At 50.1% G+C, this 16,694-nt stretch carries 12 protein-coding genes; 5 read left to right on the top strand and 7 right to left on the bottom strand.

Features of this window, described 5'->3' with window-relative positions:
• Positions 1-549: 549 nt before the first annotated feature.
• Genes LZP69_RS04195 through LZP69_RS04180 form a run of 4 tightly spaced genes read right to left on the bottom strand, consistent with a single transcriptional unit; the run spans position 550 to position 5,978 of the window.
• Positions 550-729, bottom strand: coding sequence for a Trm112 family protein (locus LZP69_RS04195; RefSeq protein ID WP_234198919.1), 180 nt, complete (start codon positions 727-729; stop codon positions 550-552).
• Positions 730-742: 13 nt separating this feature from the next.
• Positions 743-1,738 carry a tetraacyldisaccharide 4'-kinase gene (gene lpxK / locus LZP69_RS04190; protein ID WP_234198918.1) on the bottom strand — a complete coding sequence of 332 codons (996 nt, stop codon included), beginning with the start codon at positions 1,736-1,738 and terminating at the stop codon, positions 743-745.
• A gap of 3 nt (positions 1,739-1,741) precedes the next feature.
• Positions 1,742-3,556 carry a lipid A export permease/ATP-binding protein MsbA gene (msbA, locus tag LZP69_RS04185; RefSeq protein ID WP_234198917.1) on the bottom strand — a complete coding sequence of 605 codons (1,815 nt, stop codon included), beginning with the start codon at positions 3,554-3,556 and terminating at the stop codon, positions 1,742-1,744.
• Between the two features lie 34 nt (positions 3,557-3,590).
• A complete protein-coding gene (locus LZP69_RS04180; protein WP_234198916.1) occupies positions 3,591-5,978 on the bottom strand; it encodes a DNA internalization-related competence protein ComEC/Rec2 in 2,388 nt (795 codons plus the stop codon).
• A 31-nt stretch (positions 5,979-6,009) separates the two neighbouring features.
• Between LZP69_RS04180 and LZP69_RS04175 the strand changes: the two genes are divergently transcribed.
• Both LZP69_RS04175 and LZP69_RS04170 read left to right on the top strand, forming a co-directional pair.
• A complete protein-coding gene (locus LZP69_RS04175) occupies positions 6,010-6,519 on the top strand; it encodes a DUF2062 domain-containing protein (RefSeq protein ID WP_234198915.1) in 510 nt (169 codons plus the stop codon).
• 258 nt (positions 6,520-6,777) lie between these two features.
• Complete coding sequence (locus LZP69_RS04170; protein ID WP_234198914.1) at positions 6,778-8,163, top strand: diguanylate cyclase domain-containing protein; 1,386 nt, start codon at positions 6,778-6,780, stop codon at positions 8,161-8,163.
• Here LZP69_RS04170 and lolE read toward each other — a convergent pair.
• The 3 genes from lolE to LZP69_RS04155 are packed head-to-tail and all read right to left on the bottom strand — an operon-like array spanning position 8,152 to position 11,359.
• A complete protein-coding gene (gene lolE / locus LZP69_RS04165) occupies positions 8,152-9,408 on the bottom strand; it encodes a lipoprotein-releasing ABC transporter permease subunit LolE (protein ID WP_234198913.1) in 1,257 nt (418 codons plus the stop codon). The genes LZP69_RS04170 and lolE overlap by 12 nt on opposite strands.
• A complete protein-coding gene (lolD, locus tag LZP69_RS04160) occupies positions 9,405-10,124 on the bottom strand; it encodes a lipoprotein-releasing ABC transporter ATP-binding protein LolD (protein WP_234198912.1) in 720 nt (239 codons plus the stop codon). Before lolD ends, lolE begins: the two co-directional genes overlap by 4 nt.
• A 2-nt stretch (positions 10,125-10,126) precedes the next feature.
• Positions 10,127-11,359: a lipoprotein-releasing ABC transporter permease subunit gene (locus tag LZP69_RS04155; protein ID WP_234198911.1), complete on the bottom strand. Its 1,233-nt coding sequence runs from the start codon at positions 11,357-11,359 to the stop codon at positions 10,127-10,129.
• Positions 11,360-11,454: 95 nt separating this feature from the next.
• Here LZP69_RS04155 and LZP69_RS04150 point away from each other — a divergent pair, with 95 nt between their 5' ends.
• The 3 genes from LZP69_RS04150 (at position 11,455) to LZP69_RS04140 (ending at position 16,645) form a co-directional block, all read left to right on the top strand.
• On the top strand, positions 11,455-12,039 hold the full coding sequence (locus LZP69_RS04150; protein ID WP_234198910.1) for a hypothetical protein: 585 nt from the start codon (positions 11,455-11,457) through the stop codon (positions 12,037-12,039).
• A gap of 96 nt (positions 12,040-12,135) precedes the next feature.
• Positions 12,136-15,633 carry a transcription-repair coupling factor gene (gene mfd, locus LZP69_RS04145; RefSeq protein ID WP_234198909.1) on the top strand — a complete coding sequence of 1,166 codons (3,498 nt, stop codon included), beginning with the start codon at positions 12,136-12,138 and terminating at the stop codon, positions 15,631-15,633.
• Positions 15,626-16,645: a peptidoglycan binding protein CsiV gene (locus LZP69_RS04140; protein ID WP_234198908.1), complete on the top strand. Its 1,020-nt coding sequence runs from the start codon at positions 15,626-15,628 to the stop codon at positions 16,643-16,645. Before mfd ends, LZP69_RS04140 begins: the two co-directional genes overlap by 8 nt.
• Positions 16,646-16,694 lie beyond the last annotated feature (49 nt).

Below are 16,694 nucleotides of genomic sequence, written 5' to 3'. Positions count from 1 at the left end.
TGCGCAGCTTCTAATTTGAACTCTGCACTGAATGTCGGTCTTGTGTTCTTCATTTCTACCACCTTTTTTCCGGAAGTGAGTCTATCACTTCGTCTATTCAGGTGGCCAAATTCACTATGCCACTACACTTGCAATACAATTAGGGCCTGTGGCTTTGCGTACATTAATCTCTTAATGTTTGCCGTTTCGAGAGTGCTTTCGAACTTAACCTCCAGGCTGCTCCAGCCCAGACAATTCGGGAATTCTAGCAATTATTTTTAGCTAAGCTCAACCTAGAAATTGATCATTTTTTGATCAATTTTAAAACCTTATGAAATTCAATACACAATGACTTCTCGGCGATCTCAGGATGAGAGCCTATGTATCAATACAGGCTGTGAATGTAGACGGGAAGCTCCCTTATCTCCTGCCTTCGCATATCACTGTATTTCTGTGCGAAGCCAGACTGACTTTAAGATGAAAAGAATGAAGATGTAACAAGAGACGTGCCATCCGACACGCCCCAAACTTGCTGCGCGATAATGCGCAGCCATGACTACGAAACGCGACTTATGCTTCTTCGTTCCAAGGAGTTGCCTTGTTTTCCAGCAGCACAGGAATGCCATCGTCGATGGCGTAAGCGAGTCTGTCTGCCTTGCAGATGAGTTGTTGCTTCTCTTTGTTGTATTCCAATTTGCCTTTACATACAGGGCAGGCAACTATCTCTAACAGTTTCTTATCAAACGCCATTTCTATATCCTTGTTATCTTTTCTTTTGTTGCAGCAACCCGATAAGTTGCTGATCAAATTTGTGCTCTATCTTGGCATCAACCGGCAGATACCACCAGTTTTGCATTGCAAATTCGCGACACTTAACCGCATCTTTCTCTGTCATCAAGACTTGCTTATCTCCAGCGAGACGCTGAATTTCATCTAGGCTAAAGGCCTGGTGGTCATCGAAAGCGAGCTGCTTTTGCGTCTTTATCCCAAGGGCGGAAAGGGTTGCAAAAAACCGCTGTGGATTACCTATCCCTGCCATTGCCAGCGAATCAGACTCAGGGGTGAAAGTGCGCCTGTTGTCACCATTGACCGCACGCCACTCTCCCGCCTGCAGCGTCATCAAAAGTTCACCTGGCTGGCAAGCATCGCCATTCACCAAGGTAAAATCCACTTGATGTTGACGCCACAGCCCCTCTCTTAAAGGGCCGGCTGGCAATAAACGGCCATTACCAAATCGGCGCTCACCATCGAGGATTAAAAGCTCAATATCCCGCTCGAGGCGATAATGCTGCAGGCCGTCATCACTGATGATGATATCCACATCACTGCTGGCCAGCAGCTGCTTGGCTGCTGCGACGCGATCCCTGCCTATCACCATAGGCACTTGGGTACGAGCGACTATCATGGCTGGCTCATCGCCAACCTCACTGGCGGGCATGCCCACCAATACCTGACGGGTGCCTTCAAGGCTGACACCATAGCCTCGGCTTATCACTCCAGGGCGAAAACCCTGAGTGCGAAGTAACTCAATCAGGTAAATCACCGTAGGCGTCTTACCACTGCCACCGACTGTTATATTCCCCACTACGATAACCGGCACAGGCAGGCGATAACGCTTGGACAGATTAACTCTGTATGCCAGGCGTCTACAGGATGAGATCAGATAAAACAGACCGCTTAAGGGCAGTAGCAGCAGGCTTAACAGCTCAGTTAGTCCCTTGGACTTGCCATACCATAAACGGTTAACGAATGATTGCATCGATTAGCTACCAAACTGCATCTGGTAGAGGTTGTAATAGATCCCCTGCTGCGCTAATAACTCATCATGGGTACCGCGCTCAACCACCTGTCCCTGATCGATAACCAAGATCTGATCGGCTTTTTCTATGGTGGATAAACGATGGGCGATCACGATAGAGGTGCGGTTTTGTCTCAGGTTTTCCATCCCATTTTGAATTGCCTTCTCCGACTCAGTATCCAGCGCAGAAGTCGCTTCATCGAGAATGAGCAGAGGCGCATCACGCAGGATCGCGCGGGCAATGGCGATACGCTGACGTTGACCGCCAGAGAGCATCACGCCATTTTCACCCACCTGAGTATGGATCCCCTCGGGCAAGAGTTCGATAAATTCATAGGCGTTGGCCAGTTTGGCCGCCTCGATGATCATCTCCTCTGTCACTTCACCAGGATAGGCGTAGGCAATGTTGGCGGCGATAGTGTCGTTAATCAGGGTCACCTGCTGGGACACCAAGGCCACCTGACTGCGCAGTGAGGCGAGCTTATAATCTCGCAGGCTCACACCATCTAAGGTGATATCGCCGGAGGCTAAATCTGAGTAGAAACGGGTGATCAGACTGGCAATGGTGGACTTACCCGAGCCGGAGCGCCCCACCAGGGCCAGGGTTTCACCGGGATTGACCACAAAGTCCACCTGCTTAAGGGCTAGGCCTTCCTGATTCTGATAGCGAAAATCGACCTTATCGAATTTAAGTCTTCCTTCGACTCGCGCCGTCTCATAGGTGCCCTTATCCACTTCGGCTGGGGTGTCGAGCACCTCAAAGATGGTGCTACAGGCCGCTATCCCGCGCTGGAACTCGGCGTTCACCTTGGTCAGGCTCTTAATGGGCCTTAACATGGCAAGCATGGCCGCCAAAATGGTCGCAAAGGTGCCCGCCGTCAGCTCAGTTCTGAGGGCCTCTAAACTGGACGCATAGATAACAAAGGCCAGCGCGAAGGAGCCGATAATCATGATCAGCGGCTGACTAATCGCCTGCGCCAGCGCCAGCTTCATAGTGCGCGAACGGTTATCGTTGTTCACTTTGGCAAAACGAGCCGACTCACTCTGCTGACCACCGAAGACCAGCACATTCTTATGCCCCTTGATCATCTGCTCTGTCACTGTAGTGACGCCGCCCATGGTGGTCTGGATCTGCTTAGAGATACGTCTAAAACGGCGACTCACAACGGCGATCACTGTGCCGATTAAGGGCCCCACCACTAAGATACACAGCGAGAGTTTCCAGGAGCTGTAAAACATCACCCCTATCATGCCAATCACGGTAATGCCGTCACGCACTATTGTGATAAGGGCACTGCCCGAGGCGCGGGCAATCTGCTCGGTATCATAGGTCACACGGGAGATAAGGTTACCGCTGCTCTCAGAGTCGATATAACTGACAGGCAGCTTCAGATAATGTTCGAAAACCTGCTGGCGCATCGCCATAATCATGCGCGCACTGATGTAAGAGATACCATAAGTAGATAAAAAGTTAGCCAATCCGCGCAGGGTAAATAGGCCGACGACCACAAGCGGCGCCAGCTTCAAGACATCGCTATCTGAGTTAAAGCCGCCGCTCATGCCAAAATCAACCCCGCTGGCCATACCCGAAGCGCTGGGGACATTGCTAGCAAAACCCTGATCGATAAAGGGCTTAATCGAATAGATAAAAGTCGCATCTACCAGGCCATAGAGTGCCAGCCCGAAGATTGAAAGTAACAACACCCCTTTGAGCGGGGCAAGATAAGTCAGCAAACGCAGGAAAACGATCCGCACTTCACTTTTCGAAGAGTTTGTCATTCAACACTCTATTCTTGATACAAAAAAACCTATTCTACTCTGGATTAGCAAACACACCAAACTCAAAGCGCCGATTATACCAAAATGGTGCCATATCATAGCGAAAGCCAATAATATCGAGTTTTTCCTGCTTAAAAACCAGGCTGATTTGGCCATTTTCACCCACGACATATTGCCTAGCATTGGCCGCCTGATAACGGCTCACCACCTGCGCTTTGGGAAAACCATAGTGATTGTTTAACCCCGCGCCATAGAGCACATATTGGGGCGATACGGCCTGAATAAAATGACGCGTTGAAGAGGTATTGCTGCCATGATGCGGCGCGATAAGCACCTGGCTGTTCAGGGCAGAGCGCGTCGCACCGACAGCCAAGCTGCCCAGAGCTCCTGTCTCATCCAAATCGCCAGCCCCATCCAAGTCGCCAGTCTCATCCAAGGCGGCATAGCTTGAGAGCAGTGCTCGCTCGCCGCCCTCCTCTATGTCTCCTGGCAAGAGCACCCTATGCCAGTCATCCCTTATCTGCACCACACAGGAGCCATTGTTGCCCGCCGTTTTTCCCTCAGGCCCCAAAATCTGAACCGTTAAGCCTTGCCAAATAAACTCAGCCGGTCGGCACTCACGCGCACCGGCCAAGGGGAGATCGCTGATGATGTTAACATCCCCAAAATGTTCGATTAACACCTTGACACCGCCGGCATGGTCGTTATCGCCATGACTCACTATCAGGTGATCTAATTTATCGATCCCCTTGTATTGCAGGAAAGGAATCGTGACGCTTTTAGCGTAGCTAAATCCCTCACCAAAGGCGGCGCCGGTATCATACATGAGTGCCCGCCCCTGCTTTTCGACAACCATACTCAGCCCTTGGCCCACATCCAGTAAGTGTAAAGTCCAGCGATTATCGAGCCGATTCAGCCAAGGATTCGCCACTAAGATTGCGCTGGGTAACAGCAAAACCAAGGATAAATAACGCCAGCGAGCCACAGTGATCACCCGCAATAACCCTAGTCCCAAAAGCAGAAAGATAACAGCCGCCGAAAAACTGGCAGACACACTCATCCAGGCTTCGGGCAAGTGTTCAAGCAGGGTAAAACTCCAGGTTAATGGCGAGATAGCATAATCAAACAGGATCAATAAACTCTGTACTAACTCCGCCAATAGCCCTGTACTGACACTAAGCAAGTAGAGCAGCATGGTGATAAAGCCAAGCGGGATCACCACTAGGCTAAACCAGGGCACAAAAATAAGATTAAACAGCAAAGAATAGGGAGCGATGCCACCGAATAACAGGGTCTGCAACACCCCCAGACATAGACTCAATCGCCACTGTATTGCCCAAAGCTGCCCTAGCCTGAATCTCAGTCCTTTTGCTTGTGATGGCGCCTCTTCTTTTTTATTGAGCGAAGATGCACTCAAAATGATGGCAAGAGCTGAGAATGAGAGCCAGAACCCCGCGCTCAATATGCTCACAGGGTCAATCAAGAGCACCACAAACATGGCCCAAAGCAGGCGTTCAAAGGGGCTGGAGTGCCGCCTAAGCCATACAAGCAAGATCACCATGGTCAACATAATCAGCGCCCGCTGGGTCGGCAACGCAAACCCCGACAGATAGGCATAAAAACAGCAAATCACTAAGGCAAGCAGCGCCGATAGATGATGATTTGCCATAGATTGGCTCGGTGTAATGCGGTATAACAAGGCGCGGCTGGCGAACACAATCCACAGGGCCAGTACAGATAGGTGCAGCCCTGAGATGGCGATGAGATGCCCAGTGCCACTCTGCCTTAATCCCTGCCAGTCCTGATTTGTCACTAAGCTTTTATCTCCCAGGGTCAGGGCCAGCATTAAGCCACTATGGCGAAAAGAAGCGATGCTTTGGATAAAATCATTGAGCAGAGTCGATCTAAGTCCCGCCGCTTCGCTAATCCGCTTTGCTTCAACCACCTTGCCCTTTCCCATTATGTGCCTGGCAAGATAATATTTTTGTCGATTAAAGCCGCCTTGATTGAGTACCGAGGCTATCGGCTTAGGTTTAATGCTAAGTTGCCACACCTCACCAGGGCTTGCCTGAGTCTGTAATGGCCAATCAACACGCATATATTGAGGCACCCCAAGCGGGAGATTCTGATCTAATATACGGATATCTGCATTTATCCAGTCGCCGTTTCGGGAAACTAGTGATATGATTTCGGCCCTTATCGCTATATTTGTCTTCTCTTCTGCCACCGAAAAGGTGAGTAGTTGATAACAAAATAGACTGAGCCATGCGGCCGCGAAAACGCCTCCGGCAAGGAGCTGTGACCTGTGAAACAGCAGCAGTGCAGCCACAATAGCGCATAATGCCAGGCCAGGTGAGAGTAAGCCTGGCCAACAAAGGGCCGAGATTAAGGTGGCACAGTAGCCAAACATAAATCGATTCATAACGAATAATTTAAGACTGCAATACTCAGCTATGCCAAAAAAATTACTTGAAAGGTTTATGCCCAAACCCGAGACACTGCAGAACCACAAGCACCTGCAGATGTTCGGTCAATTACTTCATAAACCCAATCTATGGGCACTTAATCGTCGCTCGGCGCCGCTCGCCTTTGCCGTTGGATTATTCGTGGCCTGGATCCCTATGCCGTTTCAGATGATCCTAGCAGCGGCCTTAGCTATTTTCTTTAACTGCAATCTGCCGCTTGCGGTGGCGCTGGTCTGGATCACTAATCCTATCACTATGCCATTTATGTTCTATATGGCTTATCTGCTTGGGGCTAAGTTACTCGGTCACCCACCACAGGATTTCGCCTTTGAACTTAGCTGGCACTGGGTCGAATCCTCTATCTCGACCATAGGCCCACCTTTTCTCTTAGGCTGCCTTGTTTTGGGTGTCATCTTCGCTGGGGTTGGGTATTTTGTGGTGCACAATCTCTGGAAATATTCCATCTTGTTTAAGTGGAAAAACCGGACTCATAAGTAATATTCGACCTGGTTTTTACTGTATACTTGGCGAAGGCCACAAACTTACCTAAAAGCTGATGGTTTCTCCCATCAGCTTTTTCTTTATTGTGAAAGAGACTATTTATTTACCGATTTCATGATATAAATCAACTCCCCCGTTATCTGCCTTTCACTTACCCATAATAGTTAAGATAAAATAACCTAAACCTATATTTTTATTTATAAATTTCATTGAGGCTATTGACCTCTTCTGAAAATAAAACAACGCCGGGACGTTATGGGTATCAGTTCAAGCCGAAAACAACTTGGGTATTTCATTTTTCTATCTTTATTTTATATCGCAATAGCCAGCGTCAGCATTCTGGCCGTTAATCAGTATTTCACCGAACAAAGCATTGCCCAGGAAAAGGATACCATACGTAAAAACCTTGCCTCAGCCCGCTTTAATCTGGAAACCGCTATCCATATCGATGCCTATCTTGTCACCAGCCTAGTGACAGTCATCACTATGGGGCCTGAGCTAGCGATGAATAACTGGAACCTCATCGCTCAACAAGTCTTAAGCCAGGCCAAGTATGTCAGGAATGTGGGAGTCGCACCCAACGACATTATCAGCCATGAGTATCCCTTATCCCATAATGAAAAAGCGATTGGACTGGATTACCGAACCCTGCCTGGGCAGATGAAAACCATATTAAAAGCCAGAGAACGCCAAGGACTCTATATCGCAGGCCCACTTGATTTAATCCAAGGGGGAAAAGGACTCGTTGTTCGCTACCCTGTTTTCAGTGATTTTCCCGCTAATCTTGAATATTGGGGCAATGTCAGTGCGGTGATCGACTATGAGCAGCTCCTGAAAAACACAGGCATAATCGATTTTCAGGGCGCAGAGGTTGCCTTAAAAAAACCTGTAACAGACGGTACAACCAAGCCCATCTTCTTTGGCAGTAGCGAGACCTTCAAGAACCCGGATATGCTCTATCCTATTCATCTTCCAGGTGATACCTGGCAACTGGCGGCTAAATTTAACTTCAACCACCAGCAGCAAACACAGTTTATCCGCAACATTATTTTTTCAGTCGGCAGCCTGATCTTTCTGCTGCTCTATGGTTTTATCCTGCTGATTTATAAAAACTATCGCTATTCCAATAAAATCGCCTTACATGATGAGCTGACCCATTTACCGAACCGGCGTTTCATTCTTAACAAGTTGCGCACCTTAACCAATCAAGGCGCAGAAAAGCGTCCCTTCGCCCTGCTGAATATCGACTTAAATGGCTTTAAACAGATAAACGATGAATTAGGTCATGAGGCGGGCGATGAACTGTTGAAGCACATAGCTACCCTGCTCAGAGCCAATACAGATAAACAGGATACAGTGGTGCGTTTTGGTGGCGATGAGTTTCTGATCTTATTGAGGGATGTTAGCGAGCAATCTCAAGTCGATAAGATCATCGCCAGGCTGCAGCTAAGAGTCCAATCGAGTGTGCTCTTGTGGGGCTCAAAAAAGATTGTCCCCTCTTTGAGCATCGGCTCGGCCATCTATGATGACAGCATCACAAGTACAAAACAGCTGTTAGCTCAAGCCGATAAGAACATGTATGTTCATAAACGTCGGGCGCAGCTCAAAGCGGCATTGAGTCACACCAGCCTAGCGTCCTGATAGCGCGCTGGCAGGCATAGTCCTGCTGGCTTTCCAGGCGGGATACAGAGTGGCAAACAGGCTCATGATAAAGGCCAGGCCCAGTACTAAACTGACATCGCTCCACTGCAGCTGTGACGGCAGAAAATCGATAAAATAGACATCGGCCGACAGTAACTGCACACCAAAGAGCTTCTCTATCCCCTTGGCGGTTTGGCTTAAGTTAGCGGCAATAAACACACCTAGACCGCCGCCGATGGCGCAGCCCAAAAGGCCATTTAACGCGCCCTGCACGATAAAGATCCCCATCACAGTCACCTTAGTCATGCCCATGGTCAGCAAGATAGCGATTTCCGACTGCTTATCGCGCACCGCCATCACTAAGGTCGAGACGATATTAAAACAGGCCACGGCGATCACCAGTGCCAGCACCAGATACATTATGGTTCTGACCAGCTGAATATCCTGATACAGATGCCCCTGGGTGCGGGTCCAGTCTGACAGATACATATATTGCTGCTGGCTGTAACCCAGATCCCGAATCAATCTGGGGGCATCGAACACATTATCGACACTGATGCGCACCCCACTCACACCCTCGCCCAAACCTAAGATTTTAGCGCCGTAGCTGAGCGAAATATAGGCTGTGGTCATATCCAGTTCACCGCCAAGCTCGAAGATCCCTGCCAGCACAAATCTATGACTCTTAGCTGCACCAATGCGCGAGCCATTGCCCTGCTTTGCCGTCAGGTTCGGCGTATACAGGCTCAGGCTGTCGCCCACTTTGAGCCCAAGACTTTTGGCTAGGCCGCGGCCCAGAATAATATTATTGCTCTGCTGATCCAGCGCCTGCCAGCTCTGCTTATCCATGAATCGAGCTATGTTAGAGACTTTTGGCTCGATAGCCGGATCGACCCCAACCACAGTCAGGCCCTGAAAACCGCCGGGTTTTTGAATCAAGCCCTGCAGGCGCACAAAAGGCGCGGTGGCGCGAATACCACTGATCTGCTGTGCATCCGCCGCGATCCGCTGCCAGTTATAGATAGGTTCATTCACCCCAGTTAATTCGCCATGGGGCACAACCCCAAGCAGTCGTTGCTCCAGCTCCTTCTCAAACCCGTTCATCGCCGAGAGCACAGTGATCAACACAGCAACCCCAAGGGCGATACCCGCCGTCGAGGCAAAAGAGATAAAGCTGATAAAACGGTTCGATTGCCTAGCGCGGTAAAAACGCCATCCAACCCAGAACGAAAGCCAGCGTGTCATGAGGCTTCCTTCTCATCTGGACCAGCATTATCAAACAGCAGACCATCTTTCATCTGCAGCTGCCTGTCCATACGCTCGGCCAGTTTGGGATCATGGGTGACCACCACAAATGCTGTACCTAGCTGGCTGCCCAGCTCGCGGATCAACTCATAGACAGATTCACCGCTGGCCGCATCCAAGTTGCCGGTCGGCTCATCGGCAAGCACCAATTTTGGTTTATTAATCAATGCCCTGGCAATGGCGGTTCGTTGCCTTTCTCCCCCAGACATCTCTGCCGGGGTATGATCTAACCTGTGATTGAGCCCTACACGAGTCAGCAGCGCCTTGGCCTCCTGCTCGACCTCTTTGCGGCTACGCCCCTGGATAAGCCCGGGCATGGCGACGTTTTCCAGTGCGGTAAACTCAGGCAGGAGGTGGTGGAACTGATAGATAAAGCCCAGATCCTGATTACGGATCTTGGCCTGACGCGCGGGAGATAATCGATAGAGATCTTCACCCGCCAGGGTCACCTTACCGCAAGTGGGCTGATCCAGCGTGCCCATAATATGCAAAAGCGTACTCTTACCCGAACCGGAAGAACCGACTATCGCCACCTGCTCACCGGCATAAATGGTTAAATCGACCCCGTTTAACACCTGAGTATCTATGCTGCCCTCTTGGTAGCGCTTACTTACGTTATTCACCTGCAGTAGCAAGGCTCTATTCTCTTGCGTCATTGTTATTCATACCTTAATGCGCTGGCTGGCTGAACATTGGCCGCCCGCAGCGCCGGATAAATGGTTGCCAAAAAGGTGATCACCACAGTGCCTATTACGATGACACTCAGTTGTGTCCACTCTAACTGCACGGGTAAGTGATGGCCTTCACCCAGGATGGAGATCCCAAGAGCAGATAAAATACTATTTAAATTCAATGTGATAAATACGCCTATCAGTAGGCCAGATAGCAGACCTAAGATGGCATTTAGGGAACCTTGGATCATAAAAATGGCCATCACATTGGCCGTGGTTAATCCCTGAGTCTTAAGCACTGCCACATCTGTGCTCTTATCCACCACCATCATCACTAAGGCCGAAACAATATTGAATGCCGCCACGGCTATGATAAGGCTTAGCATCAGAGACATCATGTTCTTCTCCATCTTCACCGCAGAAAAGAGATGCCCATAACTCTCACGCCAATCTGTGATTGTCACATCAAGCCCCGCCTGGTTAAAGGTGGCCTGCACCCTAGGTTCCACCTGAGAGACTAAGAAGGGATCTTTAAGATAGAAACGCAGCTGCTTTATCTCACCGGCTTGCTGGCGCATCAGGCGCTGAGCATCATCATGGTAGATATAGGCCAGACTGGCATCGACTTGAGATCCCGTCTCAAAAATGCCTGCGATATGAAAACTGCGCTGACTCGGCACTGGCCCAAGAGGAGAGTAAACCACACCATCGCCGCTCAGCACTCGCACCTTATCCCCGAGCGAAACACTTAAGCGCCGCGCGAGTTCGGCGCCTAATACCAGGTTATAACTGCCGGGAGTTAATACGCTCAGTGATCCGCTAAACTGCTGATTTATCATGGCGAGGTTGCGTTTTTCCAACTCAGGATAGATACCATACACCTGGACGGCACTGATATTACTGGCTGATTGCAACATGGCCTGGGTGGAGATACTCGGACTGATGGCCACTATCTGCTTTTGTTTGATGAGGGGCGCTGTGAGTTGTTGCCAGTCTGGCATGGCTTGCCCGCTCGTTATCGTGAGCTGAGGCACTGCGCCCAAGATGCGCTGCTTTAGCTGCCCTTCAAGGCCATTCATCACAGAGCTGACTATGATAAGGGCGGCAACCCCAAGCAGAATACCAGAGACGGCAAAGAGGGTAATAAATGAGGCAAAAGCGTTATTTTTTCGTGCTCGCCAATATCGATAACCAATGTTCCAAGATAACGCTAAATTCATATATGACCGGGTCTCTTTACTCAGTGGCCTTGATAAATCATTGAGATGCGAACGATAATAGGAGCAATGATACTATAAATACAAGAGACAATCAGTTGAACGGCGAATCAAACTCCTATTTTAGCGTCAAACACAGCTTTTCAGCTTACCTTGTTCCTTGGCAAGAGGGTCAAGCTTTACCCTCGGATAACGAACTTAAAGCCCTGTTACCCACAGGCCTTAAGTTAATCAGCGAAGTGAAAGCCATGGAAGCCTCTTGCCTGTTGCAGCTGAGAAACTTAGATGATGAAGGGCGCACAGTCGTCGATTACCTTAAGCTACAGTCGAAAAAAATCGATCTAGTACTGCAATATGTGCTGGAGCAGCAATCCCACGAAGGCGAGAAGTGTGAGGGAGAAAGCTTTGGTGGCAGCGGCGTTCGTCTCATATGTCCAAGCCCACTGCAAGTGGGACGTCACTACCGGCTGACACTGCACATCAAAGAGGCATTAATCTCACTCTTGTGTATCGCCCAATGTGTAGCTGCCAGCCCTATCGATGCGCAAACCGGCGCTTCAGGCTATCTGTGTGCCCTGGAGTTTTCGCAGATCCTCGATGAGGATGTCGAGCAACTGGTCAAGGCCAGTCTCAATATTCAGCAAAAACAGTTACAAGAGCGCAAGAAAGCCAAAAACGCTTAAGGTACTTTTGCTTAGGGTACTTTTACTGGCACTGTCTGCACTTAGACTCTACAATGGCGGCATCTTTGTCGATTTTTGGCTATAAATTCCATCTCCATGACTGCTTTTTCTATCCTCACGCCCCCAAAAGTTAAAGGGGTAAAAACAGCGCAAACCTTAAGCCAGTTGAGCGGTGCCGCTAAGGCCATTACCCTGGCCAATATCAGCGCCAATTATGCCGGTCTAACCTTAGTCATCACCCACGATACCCCGAGTGCGCTACAGCTGGAGATGGAGCTTAAGTATCTGCTCGCACCCAAATCTATCCCTGTGTTGCTGTTTCCCGATCGAGAAACCTTGCCCTATGACAGCTTCTCGCCCCATCAGGATCTGGTGTCACAGCGCTTAGAAACACTGTCGCAGATCCCTACCAGCAAACAGAGCTTAGTGATCGTGCCTATCAGTACCCTGATGGTCAGGCTGCCGCCTCAATCTTTCTTAACCGGCAATGTACTGCTGCTCAAGAAAGGCGATATCTATCCGCTTGAGCAGGTGCGTCAGCGGTTAGTCAATACTGGCTATCACTTGGTTGAACAGGTCTACGAGCATGGCGAATTTGCGGTGCGCGGCTCCATCATAGATATCTTTCCCATGGGCGCAAATCACCCCTACCGTATCGAACTGTTTGACGATGAAGTCGAGTCGATTCGCCTGTTCGATCCCGAGACCCAACGCTCAAGCGATACCACAGAGGCGATCCGTCTGCTACCGGCTAAAGAGTTTCCCACTGACGACAGCGCCATCGAGGGGTTCCGTCAGCGATATCGCCGCCAGTTTGAGGTGATAGTCAAAGAGCCCGAATCCATCTATCAGATGGTGAGCCGCAAGGTGATGCCAGCAGGGATTGAGAGTTACCTGCCGCTGTTTTTCGATGAAACCGCGAGTCTGTTCGATTACCTGCCCGATGACAGCCAACTGGTCACAGTAGGCGATATTGAACAGGCGGCCAAAGCCCACCTCAATGAGGTGAGTCAGCGCTATGAAAACCGCCGCGTCGACCCCCTGCGTCCTCTGCTGCCACCCAAAGATCTTTATCTGTTAACCGAGCAAGTGTTCGAAGCCTTTAAGGCCTTGCCCCGTTATCTCTGTAAAGGCGCCGATCATCAGGGCTCAGCTCATCAGGGAACGGGCAGCACAGCTAAGGTAGATGCACTGCCGGATCTCACGGCTAACCACAAATTAAAGCAGCCCCTTATCACACTTCAGCAATACGCAGATACTAGCGGACCTATCCTATTCAGCGCCGAATCTGAGGGACGGCGCGAAGCCCTTATCGAACTGCTGGCCAAAATAGGCATCAAACCTAAGCTGTTCAAGCATATCGATGAATTTGCCGCCAAGCCTGTGGATTTTGGTCTGGTCGTCTCGCCGCTATCTCAAGGCCTGATTATCCACCCGAAAAGTGGCAAGCCCTGGGCGCTGGTGTGTGAGACTGAGCTCTTTGGTCAGCGGATCTCCCAGCAGCGTCGCCGGGAAAAGCAGCGACAAATCAGTTCAGATGCGCTGATTAAGGATCTGGCCGAACTCAAAGTCGGGCAACCCATAGTGCATTTAGAGCATGGGGTGGCGCGCTATCTGGGGCTGGAAACCTTAGATACCGGCGGACTTGTCGCCGAATACTTAAAACTGGAATATGCCGGCGGCGATAAACTCTATGTGCCTGTTGCCTCACTGAACCTGATCAGCCGTTACAGTGTCGGCGCCGATGAAGAGGCTCAGCTGAACAAGCTGGGTAACGACACCTGGAGCAAGGCTAAGCGCAAGGCGATTGAGAAAATTCGTGATGTGGCCGCCGAGCTGTTGGATGTCTATGCCAGACGCCAGGCCAAACCCGGCGAGGCGTCCAAACTGGATCAGGAAGAGTACGCCCAATTTGCCGGCAGTTTCCCCTTCGAAGAAACTGTGGATCAGGAAACCGCCATCGATGCCGTACTGACAGATATGTGCTCGCCCATCGCCATGGACAGACTGGTGTGCGGCGATGTGGGCTTTGGTAAAACCGAAGTCGCCATGCGCGCCGCCTTTGTGGCGGTCAATGACAACCGTCAGGTGGCCATCCTGGTGCCGACTACCCTGCTGGCGCAGCAACACTATGAAAACTTTAAAGATAGGTTTGCCGACTGGCCGATTAAGATTGAAGTGCTGTCGCGCTTTAAAACCGCCAAAGAGCAACAACAAGTGCTGGATCAGCTCGCCCAGGGCAAGGTGGATATCGTCATAGGCACACACAAGCTGCTGCAATCTGAGGCCAAATTTGAGAATCTAGGCCTGCTTATCATAGATGAAGAGCACAGATTCGGCGTGCGCCAAAAAGAGAAGATAAAGAGTCTCAGAGCCAATGTGGATATTCTGACCCTCACGGCGACCCCTATCCCCAGAACCCTGAATATGGCGATGTCTGGCATGCGCGATCTCTCCATTATCGCTACCCCGCCTGCTAAACGTCTGGCGGTAAAAACCTTCGTGCGCGAGTATGACGACGCCACAGTGCGTGAAGCCCTCTTAAGGGAGATATTGCGCGGCGGTCAGGTCTATTTTCTGCACAATAATGTTGAAACCATAGAAAAACGTGCAAGGGAGCTTGAGGTGCTGCTGCCCGAGGCGCGGGTCGTCACCGCCCACGGTCAGATGCGCGAGCGCGAATTGGAAAAGGTGATGTCCGATTTCTATCACCAGAAATACAATGTCCTGGTCTGCACCACTATTATCGAGACAGGTATCGATGTGCCCAGTGCCAACACCATAGTGATTGAGCGTGCCGATCATTTTGGTCTGGCGCAGTTGCATCAGCTCAGAGGCCGTGTCGGCCGTTCTCACCACCAGGCCTATGCTTACCTGATGACGCCCCATCCGAAACGCATGACCAAAGACGCCCAGAAGCGGCTCGAAGCCATTGGAGTGCTGGAAGATTTAGGGGCCGGATTTATGCTGGCTACTCAGGACTTAGAGATCCGCGGCGCTGGCGAACTCTTAGGGGATGAACAGAGCGGCCATATATCCAAGATAGGCTTTACCTTGTATATGGAGATGCTGGAAAGCGCAGTGAAAGCTCTTAAAGAGGGGAAAGAGCCCTCCCTAGAGCAGATGCTCAAAGGCCAGTGTGAAATTGATCTTCGCATTCCAGCACTCTTGCCCGAAGATTATGTTCATGATGTCAATGTTCGGCTGTCTCTGTATAAGCGCATCGCCAACTGCAGCGATGAGCAGGCGATCGACAATCTTAGAGTGGAATTAATCGACCGTTTTGGCTTATTACCACAGGCGACTAAGAATCTGTTAACCTTGAGTTTATTTAAACAGCAGGCCACTGAGTTAGGCGCGGTGAAAATTGAGATGCACGCCAAGGGCGGCAGCATAGAATTTGGCGATAATCACTGTATCGATCCCGGATTTATTATTGGTCTGCTGCAATCTCAGCCACAAATTTATCGTATGGATGGGCCAAGTAAGTTAAAATTTATCATGCCTGCTGAAGCGGATACGGATAGATTAGCGCTTCTCTCTCAACTGATCTCACAACTGATGCAACATCGTCTTGGAGAACCACGTGCTTAAAAAGACCCTATTACTGGCCAGCATGCTAATGTCGATCACCCATGTCGCCCTCGCCGCTGATGAGGAGCGTTGGTTTGAAGTGGAGGTCTACATTTTCGAGCGCCAAGGCCAGGCTTTTGAACAGATGGATAGCAATCCTGCCAACATCAATCAGCGCCAAAGCGTGGATATGATAACGCCGCTGTTTAAAACAGATATCACAGGTGCCAGCCTGGGGCTTGAGGGCTGCACTGAGCAGGAGTGGGTGGACGATGCCGAGCGCTGTAATCATCAGTTAAGCTCGACGCAAATAAGCTACCCCAGTACCCTGCCCGTCTCTATCGGTGCCTCCGACCCGCAATATGCCAAGGAGGGGGAATCAACGGTTCTATTGGCGGACTCTCAGGCACAATTTAGCGAGATGATAAATACCCTAAATCGTGAACCGGGCCTGAAGGGACTACTGCACATGACCTGGCAGCAATCGATGCAGCCTCGTAATCTGGCCACGCCGGTTCGCCTGGTCGCTGGTCATGATTTCTCCGAACAGTATCAGCAAAATGGTTACCCCATAGATAAACAAGCTGTGTCAGAGATCCCGCAGTTTAGCTTTAACCTGGGATTAGGCCAAAGCACTATCAAAAAGCCGCTTTGGCAATTGGATGGTGCCATCAATATCTATCTGGATCACTATCTCTATGTGGAAACGGCATTAACCCTGCGTGAAGAAGGCAGCAAAACGCCGACACGCTTCATCTTAGCAAGGGACTCCGATGCCAACAGCGCACCTGAACCGATTCCTTTCCTGTTTAAGGTGTGGATGGCACAAAATAAGCGGGTGATCAGTGATGAGATCCACTACTTAGATCATCCCAATTTAGGCATGATTTTGCAGATACGTAAGATGGTACAACCCAATGAAATGACGCCAGAATTGCTGGCAGAACTACAAATTTCAGACGATCAAAATGCCAGCAAGGATAAGGCCAGAGTAGAAGAGGCCAGAGTCGAAGAGGCTAAAGTTAAGCCCTAGCCCCAGACTGGCTCATCTCAACCTGGTGTTAGATGAAGAGATGAAATAG

This window comes from Shewanella sp. AS1, from assembly GCF_021412565.1.
Lineage (GTDB): Bacteria > Pseudomonadota > Gammaproteobacteria > Enterobacterales > Shewanellaceae > Shewanella.
This window is presented reverse-complemented; position numbering and strand designations above follow the sequence as displayed.

Coding starts and splice junctions, on each gene's coding strand:
- LZP69_RS04195 (WP_234198919.1), bottom strand. CDS start 729: ATGGCGTTTGATAAGAAACTGTTAGAGATAGTTGCCTGCCCTGTATGT.
- lpxK (WP_234198918.1), bottom strand. CDS start 1,738: ATGCAATCATTCGTTAACCGTTTATGGTATGGCAAGTCCAAGGGACTA.
- msbA (WP_234198917.1), bottom strand. CDS start 3,556: ATGACAAACTCTTCGAAAAGTGAAGTGCGGATCGTTTTCCTGCGTTTG.
- LZP69_RS04180 (WP_234198916.1), bottom strand. CDS start 5,978: ATGAATCGATTTATGTTTGGCTACTGTGCCACCTTAATCTCGGCCCTT.
- LZP69_RS04175 (WP_234198915.1), top strand. CDS start 6,010: ATGCCAAAAAAATTACTTGAAAGGTTTATGCCCAAACCCGAGACACTG.
- LZP69_RS04170 (WP_234198914.1), top strand. CDS start 6,778: ATGGGTATCAGTTCAAGCCGAAAACAACTTGGGTATTTCATTTTTCTA.
- lolE (WP_234198913.1), bottom strand. CDS start 9,408: ATGACACGCTGGCTTTCGTTCTGGGTTGGATGGCGTTTTTACCGCGCT.
- lolD (WP_234198912.1), bottom strand. CDS start 10,124: ATGACGCAAGAGAATAGAGCCTTGCTACTGCAGGTGAATAACGTAAGT.
- LZP69_RS04155 (WP_234198911.1), bottom strand. CDS start 11,359: ATGAATTTAGCGTTATCTTGGAACATTGGTTATCGATATTGGCGAGCA.
- mfd (WP_234198909.1), top strand. CDS start 12,136: ATGACTGCTTTTTCTATCCTCACGCCCCCAAAAGTTAAAGGGGTAAAA.